This is a genomic window from Streptomyces sp. NPDC029466, assembly GCF_055574515.1.
Genome location: NZ_JBVHZH010000019.1, coordinates 52,221 through 71,754 on the forward strand (window position 1 = coordinate 52,221; position 19,534 = coordinate 71,754).

15 protein-coding genes are annotated in these 19,534 nt (G+C 70.2%); 9 read left to right on the plus strand and 6 right to left on the minus strand.

The window, feature by feature from the left end; genetic code table 11:
* The first annotated feature begins 18 nt into the window (after window positions 1–18).
* Both ACZ4XD_RS16640 and ACZ4XD_RS16645 read left to right on the plus strand, forming a co-directional pair.
* Window positions 19–957 (plus strand): SURF1 family protein, encoded by a 939-nt coding sequence (locus ACZ4XD_RS16640; RefSeq protein ID WP_468042679.1) that lies wholly within the window; start codon window positions 19–21, stop codon window positions 955–957.
* Window positions 958–1,252: 295 nt separating this feature from the next.
* Window positions 1,253–2,425, plus strand: coding sequence for a cation diffusion facilitator family transporter (locus tag ACZ4XD_RS16645; protein WP_468042783.1), 1,173 nt, complete (start codon window positions 1,253–1,255; stop codon window positions 2,423–2,425).
* Between the two features lie 206 nt (window positions 2,426–2,631).
* Here the strand turns inward: ACZ4XD_RS16645 and ACZ4XD_RS16650 are convergent, their stop codons facing one another.
* On the minus strand, window positions 2,632–4,467 hold the full coding sequence (locus tag ACZ4XD_RS16650; protein WP_468042785.1) for a S9 family peptidase: 1,836 nt from the start codon (window positions 4,465–4,467) through the stop codon (window positions 2,632–2,634).
* A gap of 246 nt (window positions 4,468–4,713) precedes the next feature.
* Here ACZ4XD_RS16650 and ACZ4XD_RS16655 point away from each other — a divergent pair, with 246 nt between their 5' ends.
* On the plus strand, window positions 4,714–5,547 hold the full coding sequence (locus ACZ4XD_RS16655) for a class I SAM-dependent methyltransferase (RefSeq protein ID WP_468042681.1): 834 nt from the start codon (window positions 4,714–4,716) through the stop codon (window positions 5,545–5,547).
* A 391-nt stretch (window positions 5,548–5,938) separates the two neighbouring features.
* On the plus strand, window positions 5,939–7,021 hold the full coding sequence (locus tag ACZ4XD_RS16660; protein WP_468042683.1) for a hypothetical protein: 1,083 nt from the start codon (window positions 5,939–5,941) through the stop codon (window positions 7,019–7,021).
* 102 nt (window positions 7,022–7,123) lie between these two features.
* On the opposite strand, the gene ACZ4XD_RS16665 is transcribed toward ACZ4XD_RS16660, so the two are convergent.
* A complete protein-coding gene (locus ACZ4XD_RS16665; RefSeq protein WP_468042685.1) occupies window positions 7,124–8,416 on the minus strand; it encodes a cytochrome P450 family protein in 1,293 nt (430 codons plus the stop codon).
* Window positions 8,417–8,702: 286 nt separating this feature from the next.
* Window positions 8,703–9,464 (minus strand): TetR/AcrR family transcriptional regulator, encoded by a 762-nt coding sequence (locus ACZ4XD_RS16670; protein WP_468042687.1) that lies wholly within the window; start codon window positions 9,462–9,464, stop codon window positions 8,703–8,705.
* 417 nt (window positions 9,465–9,881) lie between these two features.
* Here ACZ4XD_RS16670 and ACZ4XD_RS16675 point away from each other — a divergent pair, with 417 nt between their 5' ends.
* The 3 genes from ACZ4XD_RS16675 to ACZ4XD_RS16685 all read left to right on the plus strand — a co-directional run bounded on the left by ACZ4XD_RS16675 (window position 9,882) and on the right by ACZ4XD_RS16685 (window position 13,774).
* Window positions 9,882–10,061, plus strand: coding sequence for a hypothetical protein (locus ACZ4XD_RS16675; protein WP_468042689.1), 180 nt, complete (start codon window positions 9,882–9,884; stop codon window positions 10,059–10,061).
* Window positions 10,058–12,169, plus strand: a complete 2,112-nt coding sequence (locus tag ACZ4XD_RS16680; RefSeq protein ID WP_468042691.1) for a bifunctional polysaccharide deacetylase/glycosyltransferase family 2 protein — start codon at window positions 10,058–10,060, stop codon at window positions 12,167–12,169. Before ACZ4XD_RS16675 ends, ACZ4XD_RS16680 begins: the two co-directional genes overlap by 4 nt.
* Window positions 12,170–12,403: 234 nt before the next feature.
* Window positions 12,404–13,774: an LCP family protein gene (locus ACZ4XD_RS16685; RefSeq protein WP_468042693.1), complete on the plus strand. Its 1,371-nt coding sequence runs from the start codon at window positions 12,404–12,406 to the stop codon at window positions 13,772–13,774.
* 194 nt (window positions 13,775–13,968) lie between these two features.
* Here ACZ4XD_RS16685 and ACZ4XD_RS16690 read toward each other — a convergent pair whose 3' ends face one another.
* Window positions 13,969–14,418, minus strand: a complete 450-nt coding sequence (locus tag ACZ4XD_RS16690) for a DoxX family membrane protein (protein WP_468042695.1) — start codon at window positions 14,416–14,418, stop codon at window positions 13,969–13,971.
* 192 nt (window positions 14,419–14,610) lie between these two features.
* On the opposite strand from ACZ4XD_RS16690, the gene ACZ4XD_RS16695 reads away from it, so the two are divergent.
* The gene (locus ACZ4XD_RS16695) at window positions 14,611–15,828 is read left to right on the plus strand and encodes an amidohydrolase family protein (protein ID WP_468042697.1); all 1,218 of its coding nucleotides are present in this window, start codon (window positions 14,611–14,613) and stop codon (window positions 15,826–15,828) included.
* Between the two features lie 135 nt (window positions 15,829–15,963).
* Here ACZ4XD_RS16695 and ACZ4XD_RS16700 read toward each other — a convergent pair whose 3' ends face one another.
* A complete protein-coding gene (locus ACZ4XD_RS16700) occupies window positions 15,964–16,494 on the minus strand; it encodes a hypothetical protein (RefSeq protein ID WP_468042699.1) in 531 nt (176 codons plus the stop codon).
* 287 nt (window positions 16,495–16,781) lie between these two features.
* On the opposite strand from ACZ4XD_RS16700, the gene ACZ4XD_RS16705 reads away from it, so the two are divergent.
* Complete coding sequence (locus tag ACZ4XD_RS16705; protein WP_468042701.1) at window positions 16,782–17,678, plus strand: FkbM family methyltransferase; 897 nt, start codon at window positions 16,782–16,784, stop codon at window positions 17,676–17,678.
* Window positions 17,679–17,762: 84 nt separating this feature from the next.
* Here the strand turns inward: ACZ4XD_RS16705 and ACZ4XD_RS16710 are convergent, their stop codons facing one another.
* On the minus strand, window positions 17,763–19,400 hold the full coding sequence (locus ACZ4XD_RS16710; RefSeq protein WP_468042703.1) for a glycosyltransferase family 39 protein: 1,638 nt from the start codon (window positions 19,398–19,400) through the stop codon (window positions 17,763–17,765).
* Window positions 19,401–19,534: the final 134 nt, after the last annotated feature.

Sequence of the window (19,534 nt, forward strand, 5' to 3'; positions counted from 1 at the left end):
CCCCGTACCGTTGAGGGCGTGTACCGGTTCCTGCTGACCCCGCGGTGGTGGGGAATCAACGTCTTCGCCGTACTGGCGATCCCCGTCTGCATCTTCATGGGCAGCTGGCAGCTGAGCCGCTTCGAGGACCGCGTCGACAGCCACCGGCAGCAGGAGGACCGCTCCGCCCGGGCCAAGACCGCGGCCGCCCGCCCCCTGGAGCGGCTGCTGCCCGTCGACCAGGTGACCTCCGGCCGCCAGGCCAGCGCCCGCGGCCACTACGACACCGGACACCAACTGCTCGTACCGGGCCGCACGTTGAAGGACAAGCACGGCGAGCGGCAGGGCTTCTACGTCCTCACGCTGCTCCGTACGGACGGCGGCAAGGCCCTGCCGGTCGTCCGGGGCTGGCTGCCCGGCGACGCCGGCGCCAAGGCCGACACCGCGAAGGTGCCCGCGCCGCCCAAGGGCGAGGTGACGGTCACCGGCGCACTCCAGGCCTCCGAGACCCAGGGCACCGACGGCGTACCGGGCGGCGGCGGGCCGGCACCGGGTCGGCTCACCATGATCAGCGCGGCGTCGCTGGTCAACATCGTGCCGTACGACGTCTACGACGCCTGGATCACGCTCACCGACACCCAGGCCCCGCTGCGCGCCGTCCCCCCTGCCGCGGCCGAGGGCAGCGGACTCGACCTCAAGGCCTTCCAGAACCTCGGCTACACCGGCGAGTGGTTCGTCTTCGCCGGCTTCGTGCTCTTCATGTGGTTCCGCCTCTTCCGCCGCGAGTCCGAGGCCGCCAGGGATGCGGCGTTGGGGATCGGGGTGGGGGTTGGTGGTGCTGTGGGGGCTGATGGTGCTGTGGGGGTGGAGGGCTGCGTGGGGGCTGATGGTGGCGTGGCGTTGGAAGGTGGCGTGGGGTCGGAAGGTGGCGGAGGGCAGGACGAGGGGGCGTCGGCCGGTAAGGCCGGTGGCCGGTAGCCACTGGCCGGAGCGTCCGGCGACGCACGCCGCCCGGTGGTCTGAATTCCGCGCCGGCCCGCGACCCGCACGTGGCCTGCTTCTGCAACGAGGTCGCACCTGGTCAGCGGGCGTATCACGCTGGTAGCCGCAATCGAATCGGCGTGCCACGGTAGGGCCTATGGCAGGCAAGGGCACTCAGCCGCAGGGCAATGATCACCTGCCCGGCCAGGGGCAGCCGGAGGGGCGCGGCCATGTGGAGGGGGACGGTCATGGCTCTGTGCAGGGTCATGGTTCCGCGCCAGGTCACGGCGATGTGCAGGGCTGCGGTTCCGAGCCGGGCCACGGCCACGTTCAGGGCCACGGTGCCGCGCCGGGGCACGATTCCGTGCAGGGCCGCAGCCCGGCGCAGGGCCACGGCCACGCGCAAGGCCATGCCACTGAGCCCCCGCCCCCTCAGCACCCTCAGCACTCCCGGCACCACTCCGGCCGCCTGGCACGTATGCGGCACCGGCTCGCCCATCTCCTCACCCCGCACAGCCATGCGGCCGTGGACAAGGTCGACACCGCGCTGGAGACCTCCCGCGACGGCCTGCGCACGCTCTGGATCTCGCTCGGCATCCTCGGCCTGACCAGCCTGATCCAGCTGGTGATCGTCGCCCTGTCCGGATCGGTGGCACTGCTCGGCGACACGATCCACAACGCCGCCGACGCACTGACCGCCGTACCGCTGGGCATCGCCTTTCTGCTCGGACGCCGGGCCGCCAACCGCCGCTACACCTACGGCTACGGCCGCGCCGAGGACCTCGCGGGCATCGCCATCGTGCTCACGATCGCCGCCTCCTCGGTATGGGCCGCGTACGAGTCCGTGGACCGGCTGCTGCACCCCCGCGACGTCACCCACCTGTGGGCGGTGGCCGTGGCCGCCGTGATCGGGTTCCTCGGCAACGAATGGGTTGCCCGCTACCGCATCCGCACCGGCCGCAGAATCGGCTCGGCCGCGCTCGTCGCGGACGGCCTGCATGCCCGTACCGACGGCTTCACCTCCCTCGCCGTCCTGCTCGGCGCGGGGGGCGCGGCGCTCGGCTGGCAGCAGGCCGACCCGCTCATCGGCCTGCTGATCACCGCCGCCATCCTCATGGTGCTGCGCGACGCCGCCCGGGAGGTCTACCGGCGGCTGATGGACTCCGTCGACCCCGCACTCATCGACGCCGCCGAGGCCGCACTACGCGCGGTGGACGGTGTCCATGGCGTCGGGCAGGTCCGGATGCGCTGGATCGGGCACACCCTGCGGGCCGAGGCGGACATCGTGGTCGACGCCCGCCTGACCGTGGTGCAGGCCCATGCCCTGGCCGTAGCCGCCGAACACGCCCTCATCCACGCCGTCCCCCGCCTCACCGCCGCAACCGTCCACACGGATCACACCCCCGACAACACCCCCGAGGGCCGCAACCCCCACGCAGCCCTGACCCACCACACCAGCCCCTGACTTCTCGGCCCATTCCCCCCGGGGCCCCTCTCCGCCGCAGCCACGGGTCTGGCTCGCCCCCACGGCCCGCGGGGAACGGCGCGGCCGGCCACAACGCAGCCGTAGCCGTAGCCGTAGCCGTAGCCGTAGCCGTAGCCGCACGACGGACGGCGGACGAAGACCACCCGCCCCTCCCGCCCCTCCCGCCGCCCCCCGCGGGAACCCCCTCAGCTCCTCTCGTTCACATGCCGCTGGGCGAATTCGAGTTCCAGGCGGACCTGCTTGATGCGTTCCTCCACCACGAGGGAGCCGTGGCCGGCGTCGTAGCGGTAGACCTCGTGCGGATGGCTGCGGCCCGCCAGGCGCTGGACGTAGTTCTCCACCTGCTGGATGGGGCAGCGTGGGTCGTTGACGCCGGCGGAGATATAGACCGGGGCCCGCACCGCGTCCACATACGTCAGCGGTGACGACGCCTCGAAGCGCTCCGGGACCTCCTCAGGCGTGCCGCCGAGCAGCGTCCGGTCCATCGCCTTGAGGGCTTCCATCTCGTCGTTGTACGCCGTGACGTAGTCCGCGACCGGAACCGCCGCCAGGCCCACGGCCCAGGCGTCCGGCTGGGTACCGAGCCCCAGCAGCGTCAGATAGCCGCCCCATGAGCCGCCCGACAGCACCAGCCGCTCCGGGTCGGCCAGTCCGGACGAGACCGCCCATTCGCGCACCGCGGCGATGTCCTCCAGCTCGATCAGCCCGACGCGATGCTTGAGGGCATCCGTCCAGGCGCGGCCATAGCCGGTCGAACCGCGGTAGTTGACGCGTACGACCGCGAAGCCGTGGTCCACCCAGGCCGCGGGGGACGAGGCGAACGCGTCGCTGTCGTGCCAGGTCGGACCGCCGTGGATGTCGAACACCGTCGGGAAGGGGCCCTCGCCCGCCGGCTGCTGCACCAGGGCGTGGATGCGGCCACCGGGGCCCTCCACCCAGACGTCCCGCACCGGTACCGACCCGGGCGCCTTCATACCGGGCGGGTCCAGCACGACCTCGCCGCTCGTCGACCGCACCTCCGGGGGCTGCGCCGCCGACGACCACAGGAACTCCACCGTGCCGTCCGGCCGCGCCGTTGCCCCCGAGACCGTGCCGGCCGGGGTCTCGACCCGGGTCAGCGGACCGGCGGCCCCGACGGCCCCGGCGGCCGCATCGCCGGCACCGGCCGGGGCGCCGTGCCCGCCCGGCGTGCCCAGCTCATAGCGCCACAGCTCGCTCCGTGCCTGGTACTCGTGCTCCACCAGCAGCGCCGACCCGTCGGGGTACCAGTCGGCGCCCACGTCTCCGGGCAGGTCGATGTCCAGGGCGGTCTCCACCCCGGTCAGCGGGTCCCAGATCATCGGCTCCCAGCGGCCCCGCCGCTGGTGTCCGACCAGCAGCCGGGCGTCCCCGTCCACCGGGGCGAAGCCCATTACCGACAGGCCCAGCTCCTCGGTCCCGCCGTTGGTGTCGTCCAGCTCCGCGACGGTGGAGCCGTCGGGCCGTACGACGCGGATCGCGGAGTGCATCGCATCGCCGTGCTCGGTGTGTTCGAGGGCGATCAGCGAGCCGTCGTGCGAGAGATCGCCGACGCCCGCGGATTCGCGGTGCCGGTAGATCTCCACCGGCGGTTCGCCCGGCCGCACGACATGGACCGTCGAGCCCTCCTCGTCCGTCGAGCACCCGACGACCGCCGTCCCGTCCCGGCCGATCGCCAGCCCTCCCGGATACGAGGGGGCGAGCCCCGGGGTCGCCGGCTCATCCGGGCCGCCCTCGAAGGGCTGCCGCATCCAGACACCGAACTCGTCCCCGTCGGTGTCCGAGAACCACCAGATCGACCGGCCGTCCGGCGACAGCGTCCCGTCCGTCGTGCCGTTCGGCCGGTCCGTGGCCTGCCGTTGCTTGCCGGTGGCCCGGTCCCAGGCGTAGAGCTCGAAGGTGCCGGTGGCGTTCGAGACGAACAGGGAACGGTCCGGGGCGTCCTCGGCCCAGTCCGGCAGCCCGATCCGCGGTGCGCGGAAGCGCTTCTCCCAGTCCGGCATCGAGGCGTCCGCGCCGCCGGGGGCCGCCGAGCCGGTCGCGCTCGTCGTCGACCCGTCCGCCTCTGTTATCGGGCCGGCCGAGCCGGTGCCCGTCCCGGCGGTGGGCCGGGGGTCGGTGGTCGAGGGGTGTGGAGCGGTGGCGTCGGGGCCTGGGGCTGGGGTCGTCTCGTCAGTCATGGGCCCATTCTGCGCCCGGGGCGGGAAAACCGTTGGCGAGGGCCGCAAGGCTGTGGATAACTTCGCCGAATGCGCAGAATTACCGGTGCCGAGGACTGGCGGGAAGCGAATCGTGCGAGGTGGGACGAGCGCGTCGCCATCCACACCGCGAGTGATTTTTACGACCAGGACAGGTTCCGCAGGGTCCGGGACGTGCTCCGTGACTTCGAGGTCGCGGAGGTCGGCGATGTCACCGGCCGGTCCCTCCTCCACCTCCAGTGTCACTTCGGCCAGGACACCCTCTCCTGGGCCCACCGCGGCGCGGCCCGCGTCGTCGGCCTGGACTTCTCCGAAGCGGCCATCGACACCGCCCGCGCCCTCGCCGCCGAGCTCGGCTACGGCCCGGACCGCGCGGCGTTCGTCGCCGCCGATGTCTATGACGCCGCCGAAGCCGTCCCCGACGCCGGGTACGACATCGTCTACACCGGTTTCGGCGCCCTGAACTGGCTCCCGGACCTGGAACGCTGGGCCGACACCGCCGCCTCCCTCGTCGCCCCCGGCGGCTTCCTCTACCTCGCCGAATTCCACCCGCTCTGCGACGCCCTGGACGACGAGACCGGCTCGCGCATCGTCCACGACTACTTCAGCCGGGACGCCTGGGTGGACGAAGTCCCCGGCACCTACACGGACTTCGGCGCACCGACGGTCAACAACCGCAGTGTCGAATGGCAGCACCCGCTCGGCGATGTCGTCTCCGCGCTGGCCGCCACCGGCCTGCGCATCGACTTCCTGCACGAGCACGACTGGACGATGTTCCAGCGCTTCACCGCGCTGAGCCGTCACGACGACGGCTACCACCGTTTCCCCGCCGGCCGCCCCCGTATCCCTCTTATGTACTCGCTGCGGGCCAGTCGGCCGAGTTGAGAACGGCCGGACCGGCGGCCGGCAATCCCGCCCCGGCCCGGCTGTATGCCCCCCCCGGCTGTATGCCCCCCCGGCCGTATGCCCCCCCGGCCGTATCCTCGCCCCTCCCGTATCCCCGCCCCGCCCGTATCCCCGCCCCGCCCGTAACCCCGCCCCAGACGCGCGCCCGGCTCGCGCGCCCGACTTAGCCGCCCAGGGCCCGCTGCCGCCCGACCGCACCCGGGCGGCTAAGTTCGGGCGTCGAGTGACGTGACAGCGGTCGTGCGGTGCGGCACCACACAACGGTCGTGTGGTGGGACGCCACGCGGCACACATCAACGGGGGATTCACCGTGCGCAGGCCCATGCCCATGCCCATGCCCATGTCCATGCCCGTGCCTAGGCCCATGTCCATGCCTATGCCCATACGCATCGCCGGCGCGGTCGGCCTCAGTGCGCTCATGATGCTGACCGCGGGGTGCGCCGGCGGTCCCGGAGCCGGCCAGGCCCGGCCGGGGGCCCCGGAAGCCGTCACGCCCGCCAAGCCGCTGCCGATGAAGGCCACACCGCGCCCGGCCACCTGGACCGACTCCGACGACAAGGCGCACCAGCTGCGGATCACGCCCACCCGGCTGGCCCGCGGCTCGGACTCCGACCTGGTGCACATCCAACTGGACGACGACCTCAAGGGGATGGTGCCGTACTACCTCACCTTCTCCTACACCAACACCGGCAAGAAGACGGTGCGCGATGTGGACCCGGCGCGGAACTTCTCCGTCAACGGGGCGGACGGCCAGGCCGCCGAGCAGGTCTCGCTGTTCAGGAGCAACCCGATGGCCACCGGCTCGGGCGAGCCCCCGGAGTGCCGCGAGAGCGGCAAGGCGGCACTGGCGGCCGGTGCCACCACGGCGATCTGCCAGATCTTCATGCTGCCCAAGGAGCAGCGGCCGGCGACCGTCTCGTACAAGGACGACGGCGGCGACACCCTCATCTGGCAGGTCGGCGGCGGCAAGGGCGGGGCGTCCGCCGGAATGCTGCCCGCGGGCGAGACCGCCGACGGCAGCACGGAGGACGCCCGCAGCCGCCCCGTCCCGCTGCGCATCACACCGAAGGGTGTGCGCACCGGCTCCCTCGCCGACCTGAGCCGCTTCGACCTGGATGCGGACGAGAAGAAGCTGATCCCGTACTACGTGACGATGCAGTACCGGAACAGCGGCACGTACGACCTGCTGCCCAGCATGAGCGACGGGGTGACGCTGCGGACCACGGGCGGTCAGACCGTGCAGAAGCTGACGCTGATCGACATCGGCGGGCCGGGGGTCGGCCGGTGCCCCGATGCCGTCCCGCACGAGATGGTCAAGCCGGGCGGCACCGTCACCGAGTGCTCCATCCACCTGCTGCCGAAGGGCGATGCCCCGGCCGCCGTCGTCTTCGAAGGCGAAGGGGAGGGCGCGGAGCAGGTCACCTGGCGGGCGTCGGTGGACGACAAGAAGTAGCGGCGGCAAAAGGGCCCCGTGCGGAGAACTCGCCCGCACGGGGCCCTCGTCGCGTCGGCGCCCGTCCGGCGGCGGCCGCCGCGCGCCAGCCGTACGGGACGGTCACCCCAGTCGCAGCGGCAGGCGGTCCAGCCGCCAGCTGCCGGGCGACTGCGTCCGCTCCAGCTGTTCCGCCGCGACGCCCAGCGACAGCTCCGGGTAGTGCGCGAAGAGCCGGGAGAGCGCGACTTCGCCCTCCTGTTTGGCGAGGGTGGCGCCCAGGCAGTAGTGCATCCCGTGGCCGAACCCCACATGGTTCTCGGCGTGGCCGGCGGGGTGACGGGTCAGGTCGAGACGGTCGGGGTCGGTGTAGTGGCGGGGATCGAAGTTCGCCGATACCAGGACCAGTTGCACGGCGTCGCCCTTGCGGATCGTCGTCCCGGCGACCTCGACATCCTCGGAGGCGAACCGCAGCTGGGTGATGTGCACCGGCCCGCACCAGCGCATCAGCTCGTGGACGGCGCGCGGAAGCAGCGCCGGATCGTCCTTGAGCAGGCGCAGCTGGTCGGGGTGGGTGAGCAGCGCCGCCGTGCCGTTGCCTATGAGGTGGGCGGTGGTCTCGTGGCCTGCCAGGACGATGGTGAGGACCATGGTGACCATCTCGATGTCGCTGAGCCGGCCGCCGTCGTCGTCATGGGTACGGATCAGCTCGCTGAGCAGATCGTCGGTGAGTGCGCCGCGCCGCTCGCGGATCAGCTCATGGATGTGCTCGATCATCGCGGGGAACGCGGTGCTCAGCCGCTCCGGCTCCAGCGAAACGAGGTCGGCACCCCACTTCCGCCATTGCGGACGGTCCGCTTCGGCTATGCCGACCAGTTCGCAGATCACGGTGATCGGCAGGGGGTAGGCGAAGTGCTGGATGAGGTCGACCACACCGTCCTCGGCGTGCTCGGGAAGCCGGGCCAGCAGCTCGTCGGTGATCTGCTCGACCCGCGGCCGCAGGTCGGTGATCTTGCGTGCCGTGAAGGCACGCGAGACCAGCCGGCGCAGCCGGGTGTGGTCGGGGGCGTCGTAGTTGAGGATCGATCCCAGCAGATACGGCCGGAACTGGTCGGGCAACCCCAACATCTCCAGCAGCCTGACCGCGGGGCTCTCGTCGATCGAGCGCCCCAGTGACGGCGCGGCCGGATTGTTCACGAGCCGCTGATCGCGCAGGACTTGGCGGACCTCTTCGAAGCGCGTCACGAGCCAGACGGGCGAGTCGTCCATGAACCGGCCCCGTATGACCGGGCCTTGCTCACGCAGTGCGCCGTAGCCGCCGAACGGGTCGGTGATCAGCGCCGGGTCCATCACATTCGGCTCGCCGGGGTGTTTCCCGACATGTGCGGCGAGCGGGGAGCTGGATAATGCCGACATCTTTCGATCTCCTCCGGGTTGGGAGTCGGCCCGCGGGCCAGGGTGGGGCCCGGCCGGGCCAGGGCTTGGACGTGGCTCTTTTCCTTCGTGGAACGCGTGAGCAGTCGTGGCCGGATATTCCGTCGGGCAGGGTCAGCCGGGCGGATTCCGCTTCGTGGAGTCGGCGGCGGGCGGCGGCCGGTCGTGTGCCGCCCCTCGTAGGGAGCCCTCCCCGGACCCGAAGAGAGAGGAATCTCTGTTCGAATCCACCGGGGGAATCCGCCCGCACGGAGAATCCGCCGCGGTCTCAGTCACGTATCTGCCGGCGCATCTCCTGTGCGCAGAGTTCGGCGAAGCACTCGTAGCGGGCGATGATCTCGGGAGCGGCCGCGGTCGCGGCGGCGCGCAGTCGGGCCGAAGCGGCGTCCGGCCCGGAGCCTGGGCCCAGGTCGGAGCTGGAATGCGGGCCGGCGTCGGCCGGCTCCTCCAGCGCGCTTCGGACGGTGTGGGCGAGGATGCCGGCGCGTACCTCCAGGCCGTCCGGGGCACGGTCGATGTGCAACGCCTCGGACATGAAGAATCCGCTGCAGGTCGCCAATAAGGCGTATTGCTGGTGTTGTACGTCGGTGTCGCGGCGCACCAGACCGTGCTCGCGGAGCACTTCGAGATGGTGCCGCAGATTCCGGTCCCCCTCGGCGATCAGATCCGCGAACTCCTCCTTGGCGGTCTCGTTGAGCCGGCCGAGGATATCGCCGTTGTCGCTGTAGGCCGCGCGCAATACCGGTTCGGCCTGGAATTCGAGGAAGAGCCGGCTCATCATCCGGCTCGGCAGAATCTCCAGCGGATCCGCCCGCAGCCGCTCCAACTGCCGCTGGTGCATTCGGGACTGGGCCTTCAGCATCACGGCGAGGAGCAGTGAGTCCTTGGTCTTCCAGTGCAGATAGACCGTGCCCTTGCCGACGTTGGCGCGGCGGGCGATCTCGTCGATCGTCACCCGCCGGTAGCCCCAGGCGAGCAGCAACTCACCTGCCGCGTCCAGGATGCGGTCAGCGCGCTGCGCTCGTTCCATGCCGTGGCCCCCCTCCGGCTCCATGACCAGATTTCGAATCTGGTCACACAGTCAAAGCTAGGTCGGACGCAGCCGGGGGTTAAGAGTGTTTTCAGTCACCGTCCGGGGCGGCTCCGGTGGGGTCGGGTGTTACAACACTCTCAGGCGGAGGGGGCGGGACGCCGCGTTGCAGAGGTCGCAATACCGGGCAAAGGTCGCTGGAGAAATCCGCCTGACCTGGTCAAATGTTGCGCGGGCGCGAGGCCGGGAGGCCGGCTCGGAGGTTGTCACCGCAGCAAGGGATCGTGTGCAGACACCCTTACCCGATCTTCGCAGTGAGTACACTCGCCGACCATGTGTGAGGCCAGCCGGAACGCAAAACGGCAGAAAATACGTCTTCCCCAGTCATGTGCCGACCCTTCCGGCCGGCACGAAAGAGTGCTGCGGAAGTCGGTCGCCGCCGTCGGAAGCGCGCCCCGCCGGGCGACCGCCGCGACCGCCGGCGACGTCCCGACGTTCCTCACCCGCGCCGCGGGCGCTCCGGCAGCAGCCGTCGGCGTCGCCGTCCGAAGACACTCCGTCCTCACCATGACCGAGGTCACCCCGGGAGCGACGTGAGGCGCCGCACGAACCGTGGCCGGCACGCGCAGTCCCGTGATCCCCGGGGTCACTGGCTGCTGCTGATGATCGTCCTCCCGCTCGTCTTCGGCGCCCTGCTCTTCGAGGGCTGGACCGCCCACGAGGTCGACGCCGCGAAGACCCGGAGCGACTGCACCACGCCGGTGCCGAGCGCCGTGGACAAGGGCGGTCCGGTGGTGCGCATCGACGGCGGCAAGACGAAATCCGCCGGGATGCCCGCCCGCAACGTGGCCCTCACCTACGACGGGGGCCCCGACCCCGTATGGACGCCACGCCTGCTCGATCTGCTGCGCAAGCACCATGCGCGCGCCACCTTCTTCTTGCAGGGGGCCAAGGTCGTCCAGCACCCGGACCTGGTGCGCCGCATCAAGGCCGAGGGGCATGAGATCGGGTCGAACACCTACACCGGCGCGGTCATGGGCTCGGCCTCGCCCCTCCGTGCCCAGCTGGAGCTGACGCTGACGCAGAAGGCGCTGGCGGGTACCGCGGGCATCCACACCAACCTGCTGAGGCTGCCGCAGACCACCGCGGTGGACACCATGTGCGGTCCGGAGTGGAAGGCCGCCCAGAAGGCCGCAGCGGACGGCTACACGCTGGTGGCCGCCGACCGCTGGTTCCGTAAGCCGTCACAGGGCGTGGTCCGGCAGTTCAGTCAGGACGATGTCGCCTACCACGACACCGAAAAGCTGCTCAACAACCGCAAAATCGACAAATTCACCACGGTGACGTTCGGGGCCGAACTGCCCCCGGCCGATACCGCGGCCCCCGCCCCGGAGCGATGGCTGGGCACGGCTCTGGTGTGGATCAAGGCCCTCGGGTACGCGTTCGTGCAGGGGATGACCTGGGTGCTGGGCATCGCCGGCGCCCTGGGCGTCCTGCGGCTGGCCTCCCTCGTCTTCTTCGCCCGCGCCCACGTCCGGCGGCTGGTGCGGTTCCGGCCCGGCTCCCCGTGGCTGCGTGAGATCACCGACCCGGTGACGGTCCTGGTCCCCGCCTACAACGAAGCGGCGGGCATCGAGTCCACCGTCCGTTCGCTGCTCGCCTCCACCCACGCGCAACTACAGATCATCGTGATCGACGACGGGTCGACGGACGACACCGCGGACATCGCCACCTGGATCGATGACCCCCGTGTGGAGGTGATCCGCCAGCCCAACTCGGGCAAGGCGGCCGCCCTCAACACCGGTCTGGCCCATGCGCGATGCGACATCGTGGTGATGGTCGACGCCGACACCGTCTTCGAGCCGGACGCCATCTACCGGCTCATCCAGCCGCTCGCGCACCCGGCCGTGGGCGCGGTCAGCGGCAACACCAAGGTCGGCAACCGGCGCCGTCTGCTGGGCAGGTGGCAGCACCTGGAGTACGTCTTCGGGTTCAACCTCGACCGGCGGATGTTCGAGGTCCTGGAGTGCATGCCGACGGTCCCCGGCGCCATCGGCGCCTTCCGCCGGGACGCGCTGATGGGCGTCGGCGGGGTCAGCGAGGACACCCTCGCCGAGGACACCGACCTGACCATGGCCCTGTGGCAGGCGGGCTGGCGGGTGGTCTACGAGGAGACCGCGATCGCCTGGACCGAAGTGCCCACCTCGCTGAGCCAGTTGTGGCGGCAGCGCTACCGCTGGTGCTACGGCACGCTCCAGGCCATGTGGAAGCACCGCCGTGCCGTCATCGAGGTGGGCCCGGCCGGCCGCTTCGGACGCCGCGGACTGAGCTACCTCACGCTCTTCCAGGTCATCCTGCCGCTGCTCGCACCGATCGTCGATGTCTTCGCCCTCTACGGGGCGCTCTTCCGCGGTCCGGTGCTCTCGGCCGGGGTGTGGATCGGCTTCCTCGCCCTCCAGCTGGCCTGCGCCGGGTACGCCCTGCGGCTCGACGGCGAGCCGGTGCGGACGCTGTGGGCGATGCCGTTCCAGCTCTTCGTCTACCGGCAGCTGATGTACCTGGTGGTCATCCAGTCCGTGGTGGCCTTCCTGCTCGGCACCCGGCTGAAGTGGCATCGCATGCACCGCTCCGGCACCGCCGCGCAGCACATCGGCCAGCCGGAGCTCGGCCAGCCGGTCGCATACGAGAGTTTGCCGTCGCGATGACCGTCGGAAGTGTGGCCCCAGGGTGTCCGCCCGGCTACGGACCGGACGGACACCCCGCGCGGCGCGGCCGGGCGCTCCCCGCTCGCCGCCGTGTCCGCGCCCGCGAACCCGGCCGTGGCCCCGTACCCCGCCGCTGGACCGCACATTCACCGCATTCACCGCGTTCACCGCATTCGCTTGTGCAGATCCGCACACTATTTGGTGGAGAACCGACGAGCATGGAGACTGCCGCGCATGAATGATTGGCTGGAGGGGCCGCTCGACGGGAACTGGCGCGACGGCCAAGCGCAGGAGCACATCAGCACCGGGCAGATATGGCGCCCGGGCGACCACGCGCCGCAGATGTACCCGGCACCGCCGCCCCACCCCTACGGGTACGACACGGGCCCACAGACCCCGGTGCCCCCACCCCACTCAAACGGCCACCTCGACAACGGTCACATCGTCAACGGACAGAGCGGGAACGGATACCTGGGCAACGGTCACACCGACAACGGGAGCCCCGCGGTCCGCAACGGGAGCCCCGCGGTCCGCAACGGGAGCCCCGCGGTCCGCACCGGGGGTCCGGCGGGCGGCAACACCGGCCGCGGCCGACGCGCCCCGAGCCCGCCCAGCCGGCGCCGCCGGATCACCCGGGCGCTGATCGTCCTGTCCACCGTGCTGGCCCTCGGCTCCGTGGGCACCTACGTCTGGGCCGACACCGAGCTCCACCGCGAGGTCGACCTCGGCAAGATCGAGAAACGTCCGCCGCAGGGCCAGGGGACCAACTATCTGATCGTGGGCTCCGACAGCCGCGTCGGCCTCTCCGAACGCGCCAGGAAGAACCTGCACACCGGCGGTTCGGCCGACGCGGGCCGGCGCACCGACTCGATGATCCTGCTGCACACCGGCGCCCACGGCACGACGATGGTGAGCCTGCCGCGTGACTCCTGGGTGACCATCCCGTCCCACATCCGCCCCGAGACCGGCAAGCACTACCGCGCGTCGAAGAACAAGCTCAACGCGGCGTTCTCGTTCGGCGGCCCCGACCTGCTGGTCCGGACCATCGAGCACAACACGGGCGTGCACATCGACCACTACACGGAGATCGGCTTCGCCGGCTTCGTCGGCATCGTGAACGCGGTCGGCGGCGTCCCGATGTGCCTGGACCGGGACATCAAGGACGAGAAGTCGGGCGCGGACCTGAAGAAGGGCTGCCACACGCTCGACGGCCGCACGGCGCTCGCCTTCGTCCGCCAGCGCCACCAGGAGGCCAAGGGCGACCTGGGCCGCAGCCAGAACCAGCAGAAGTTCCTGGCCGCCCTCGCCCGCAAGGCCGCCACCCCCGGCGTCCTGCTCGACCCCTCCACCGTCTACCCGACGATGAGCGCGGGCCTCGGCACCCTCATCGTCGACAAGGACACCGGCCTGCCGAACCTCACCTCGCTCTTCAAGGCGATGAAGGCGGTCACCGAGGGCGACGGCCAGCGGCTCAACGTCCCCGTCTCGAACCTCGCCCTCCAGACCCCCAAGGGCAGCGCCGTGCAGTGGAACACCCACCAGGCCAAAAAACTCTTCACCGAGCTGAACAGCGACCGGCCGGTGACGGTGCGGGAGAAGGGCTGACGGCATCCGCCCACCCGGGCGCCTGCACGGCCCGGGTGGGCGAAACGGAACGCCCGGCCCCGACGCCCGGCCCCGACGCCCGACGCCCGGCCCCGACGCCCGGCCCCGACGCCCGACGCCCGGCCCCGACGCCCGGCCCCGGCCCCGACGCCCGGCCCCGGCCCCGACGCCCGCCCTACGCCCCTTCGCCCCGCCTACAGAAACAGCCCCCAGGCCCCATCGAGCGACCAGGTCTGCCAGCTCATGGCGAGGAGGGCGGTGAGGGAGATCAGGAGCATCATCAGGTTCTGGCCCTGCTCCGCCCAGTCGTGGATCATCAGGACGAGGTAGATCAGGTTGAGGAGGGCGCCGGCGACCAGGGCCACCGGGGTCAGGAAACCGGCGATCAGGCCGAGGCCGAGGGCCAGTTCCGCATAGGCGACGACGTAGGCCATCAGGCGGGGGCGGGGCTTCACCAGGCGGTCGAAGCTCGTGCGGATCACGGGCCACCGGTGGTCGGCGGCGATGCCGGCGGCCCAGGTGATGCCGCCGCCGGCGAACCAGCTCTTCTTGTCCTTGTGGCGCCAGCTCTCCAGCCACCACAGGCCGAGGCCGATGCGGAGGACGGCGAACCACTCGGCACCGCTGAGCCAGATCGTTTGCATGCTGCCCCTCCTCGACTGCGCACCAGAACTGACGATGCGTCAGTTCAGCGGACGCCGGGCGATACCGCAAGGGGTGGAGTTCCCGGTCCCGCCTTGTCGTCGGAAGGGTGAGCCCATAACCTCCGAACTGATGGGTCGTCAGATATCGGTTTCCGGCGGCGTGACCATCCGGCCGGCAGTTGGGGGTACAGCGTGATCAGCAACCAGAGCGGCACGGCGGAGCTTCCCAGGGTCATCAGCGTGGATGATCACGTGATCGAGCCCGCGCACCTCTTCAGCACCTGGCTTCCGAAGAAGTACCAGGACAAGGGCCCGAAACCCTTCACCGCCGGCATCGGCGAGCTGGCGTACGTCGGGGGAAAGTACCGGTTCACGACGGACCCCGAGGGCCAGATCACGGACTGGTGGGAGTACGAGGGACTGATCTTCCCGTACAAACGCATCATCGCGGCCGTGGGCTTCTCCCGCGACGAGATGACGCTGGACGGGATCACCCGGGAGCAGATGCGGCGCGGATGCTGGGACCCCAAGGCCCGGCTGGCGGACATGGACCTCAACCACGTCGAGGCGTCGCTCTGCTTCCCCACGTTCCCGCGCTTCTGCGGGCAGACCTTCGCCGAGGCCGAGGACAAGGAGGTCGGGCTCGCCTGCGTGCGGGCGTACAACGACTGGATGGTGGAGGAGTGGTGCGGGGACAGCGGGGGCCGGCTGATTCCGCTGTGCCTCATCCCGCTGTGGGACATCGATCTGGCGGTCGCCGAGATCCACCGCAACGCCGCCCGTGGGGTGCGGGCGGTGACCTTCAGCGAGATTCCTACGTACCTGGGGCTGCCGTCCATCCACTCCGGCTACTGGGACCCGTTCTTCGCCGCGTGCGAGGAGACGGGCACGGTCGTGAACATGCACATCGGCTCGTCGTCACAGATGCCCGCGGCGTCCCCCGACGCACCGCCCGCCGTGCAGGCCTCCCTGAGCTTCAACAACGCGATGGCGTCGATGATGGACTTCCTGTTCAGCGGCGTCCTGGTGAAGTTCCCGCGGCTCAAACTCGCCTACAGCGAGGGCCAGATGGGGTGGATCCCGTACGCCCTGGAGCGTGCCGACGCCGTCTGGGAGGAGCACCGGGCGTGGGGCGGGGTGAAGGACCTGATCCCCGAGCCGCCGTCCACGTACTACTACCGGCAGATCTTCTGCTGCTTCTTCCGCGACAAGCACGGCGTCGACTCGATCGAGACCGTGGGCGTGGACAACGCCACCTTCGAGACCGACTACCCGCATGTCGACTCGACCTGGCCGCACACCAAGCAGGTGGCGGCCGAGCATGTGGCGGGCCTGTCCGACGAGGTGACGTACAAGCTGCTGCGCGGCAACGCCATCCGGATGCTGGATCTGCCCTTCGATCAGGGCTGAACGGTTGCGCTCCGGAGACCGGCTGGTTCGATCAGGGTGGGACGGCTACCGGCACGCCACGCCACGCCACGCCCGGCCGGTCCGGCACCGCCCATGTCATGACCAGCGGTGCCGGACCGGTCGCCGCGGTGCGGGCTACCGCCAGCCCGCGGCCTCGGCAGCGGCGACGGCGGCCGCCTCGGCCGCCTCCGCCTCGGCATTCAGCAGCTCGCTCCTGCCCATGCCGTCCCTCCCCGCGGCCATACCGGCAGCCTGCGAGGCATTGAGGGCGGCGTGGTACGCGGCATCGGCGAGTGGGCCGGCGCCGTGGGACTGCGCGATCTGAGCGGCGAGGACGGAGGCAGCGGCGGCGTTCCGGGCCTGACGGGCGTCGGCCGCGGGGTCCGGGGCTCCCTTGGCCAGCGCGGTGAGCGCGTCGGCAGACAGGCGCAGGGCATTGGCGGCCTTCGCAGCCGCCTCCGTGGGTACGGCGATCACGGCCGCCGGGTCCGCTTCGACGCCGGCCGCGCGGCAGGCGGCCCTGGTGCGCTCGGCGGCACTGCGCGCACGCGCGGTATGCCGCCCTCTGAGCGCTTCCTCGGTGCCTGTCACCGCTGTTCCGTGGCTCGGGGTGGCCCGGTCCTGCAAGGCGCCCTGTGGCGACGCGTCTCCATGGGACTCGCTCATTGCCGTCTCCTTGTCTGTCAGAGCGACAGTGCTGCGTTCACTGGATATCCCTTGGCGGGCCCGGGCACCGCATGTGCCGAGGCCACGCCGCGGGTGTCGCGCAGGGTGGCATGCCGGGCCACAACAGACCAGAGCGGTGGCCGATTCCCCCGTTCGCGGAGTAGGCGCCGTGGTCACGGAGATAAGCCCCGTACGGAGGCAGCGGCGCACCACGGCGCCGAGCGAAGCCGGCGGAAGGGCGAAAACGGATGAGCACCACCCCGAGGGACCCCCTGAGGGAGACCCTGATGACTCTCGGACGCGGATATCTGAGGGACGCCCCCGGATCGCTGGGCAAATCAGCACTCGCCACGCGCTGCCTCAATCCGTGGTTACGGGACCACCCCCGCCGGCGGGTCGTCCGCACCCGGTTCGGCGCCGCGATGGCCGTGGACACCCAGGATCTGATCCAGCGCTTTGTGTATATGTTCGGCCTCTGGGAGCCGCATATGACGCACTGGCTGAAGCGCCGGCTCCGCCCCGGCGACACCTATGTCGACGTCGGCGCCAATGTCGGCTACTTCAGTCTGCTCGCCGCACAACTCGTCGGCGAGCAGGGCCGGGTGGTGGCGATCGAGGCCTCGCCGACGTTTCACGCCAGAATCCTCCAGCATGCCGAGCTCAACGACTGCCACCACATACGCGCCGTCAACACCGCTGTCGCCGACGAGCGGAAGACGGTGACCCTCATCCTCGCGAGCTCCCACAACATGGGGGCGGCCAGCATCGTCCCGTACGGGGGCCCCGCGGAGGACATCCACGAGATCGAGGCACGCCCGCTCCCCGAGCTTCTCGACCCGGACGAGGTCGCCTCCGCCCGTGTGATCAAAATCGATGTGGAAGGCGCTGAGGGCGGCGTGATCCGCGGCTTGGCCCCCCTGCTCGACACCCTCCGGCCGGACGCGGAAATCACCGTGGAAGTGACCCCTGAACGGATGGCAGCCCTGGGGGAGTCACCCGATGCCCTCCTCAAAACGATGCGCGAGCACGGGTTCCACACCTATCGCCTTCCCAACAGCTATGCCCCGGGGAGCTATCCGGCGGCGATGCGCCGGTCAGGCGGCGTGGCAGTGCGGTGGCGGGACCCGGTGGCCGAGGAGAGCGATCTGATCTTTTCGCGGGTCGATGCGGAGAGGCTGCCTTGAGGACGCGCACCTGGCAGACAGAATTCGGCCTTACAACTCCCGTGCTTTCAACCTGCTTTTTCCAGACTGCTTACGGGACATCACTTAGCGGGGACCATTGCTGGCCCCTAGCGTAAGCGTGATCACGGTGCTTGTGCCGAGTGGCCCGTCGGTCTGGATGGTGCGGCTGGTATGAGGGTGGGAGCCGATCAGGCGTTGCAGGTCGGCCGCGTTCGGCTGAAGGCGACCGCGCTCGAAGAGAATGAAGCTGATCTTTGTGTCAAGGGGCGGGGTCATCCGGCTGTACTGGGCGTAAGTGACAGCGTCGCATCCGGAATACCAGCCGACCTCGGGTTCGTACCCGGTGACCAGGAGGCATGGCTCCTTGGAGGAGAGCTGTCGGGCTACGGGGACTGTGGATTGGCTCAAGCTCGTGGGGCCGGGCATGGCTCCATGAGCGACCACCTGGGTGGTCCCGAAGATTGTGAGACCGGCAAGTGAGGCAATGGCCAATAGCGCCTGCGGAGACCAGCGAGCGGTCAGTTCGGAGATGTATTGCACGCCCAGCGCGGTGAGCAGTATGACCGGGAGGTAGACGAAGCGTGGCTCACCGTCGGTCGCCACGCCCAGGACGACGAAGATGAGGAGCGAAGCGGTGCCTAAGAATGCCCGCCGACGGTCGTCACGCGGCGGGGCAGCGCTGTGTTCAAGACGAGTACGGCGAATTCCGCGGATGGCGAGCCATGTGACCACAATGCCTGCTGCCATGACCACGGCACCGAGGTCGCCGGCTAAGCGATAAGGGAAGATCGCCAGGTAGTAGAGGAGCCCGTCGCCGATGAAGTCGCGTTCCGCTTGCTCGGTCGCGTAAAGAATGACGCCGAGGGGCGAGCCGGTTACGTGGACGGCATAGACGAAGTGAGGCACGAGGCCGGCAAGGAGGGCAGCGCCCGCGAGGGTCAGTTGCTGCCAATGAGCGAGCCAGGCCCGAGGGCCGTATACAACGACTGCTGCCACGGCTATCGCCAGGAGATTACCCACCACGCCATAACGGAGGTAGAAGGCCGCGAGGATCACCAACGGTGCCATCAACAGGGCTCGTGATCGGGCTTTCTCCTGCGCGCGTATGAGCAAGAATACGACGATCAGCAGAAGGCCGGTGCTGCCGATGTCATTGAGGAACTCGGGCACGCGACGCAGGAAGCCGAGACCGCTGAGCAGAAGCAGCATCGTGACGACGGCCTGGCGCGGGGTGGTCCAGCGGCTTGCGACGAAGTACGTCACGCTCAGCGTGAGCAGTGCCAGGACGAGCGTGGTGGCCCGCAGTGCTCCGACGTCGTCGTGCAGGGCGAGGGCGATACGCCCGAGGGCCGGGAGGCCGATGGGCCGGTAGACCCCCCACCCTGCGTCTGGTGTGCCGTCCTGCCAGGAACGTGACTTGTTCGCGTAGACCGCTTCTTCGTGTCCGATGTAGGGCTCGTCGTCCTGGAGTGCTGCCCACACGCCTACAGCCAAAGACAGCACCGCTGTGACGAATGCCCATACGGGCACGCGCCGCAGCAGGGTCACGCACTTCGACCAGACTGGCCACGAGCCGAGAGCTCGTGGCCAGTACGGCCGAGCGATCAGCCACGCCGGCGCGGCACCCAAGAGGTAGGGCCAAGGCTGCCAGCCCGGCAGCCAGCCTCCCAGGCCGATGGCGAGGAGTAGCTGTTGCACAGCCGCAGCTGCGGTCAGGGTCACAGCGATGCGTAAGGCAGCGCGCTGCACGGCTGTGGTCTCCGAGCGACAGAGACAGTCCTGCCTGTCCCGTTGGCGGGGAATGTTGTGGCGGGCGGGGTCCTGTGCACCGCAGCCAACTGTCGTCCGCGGGCCTT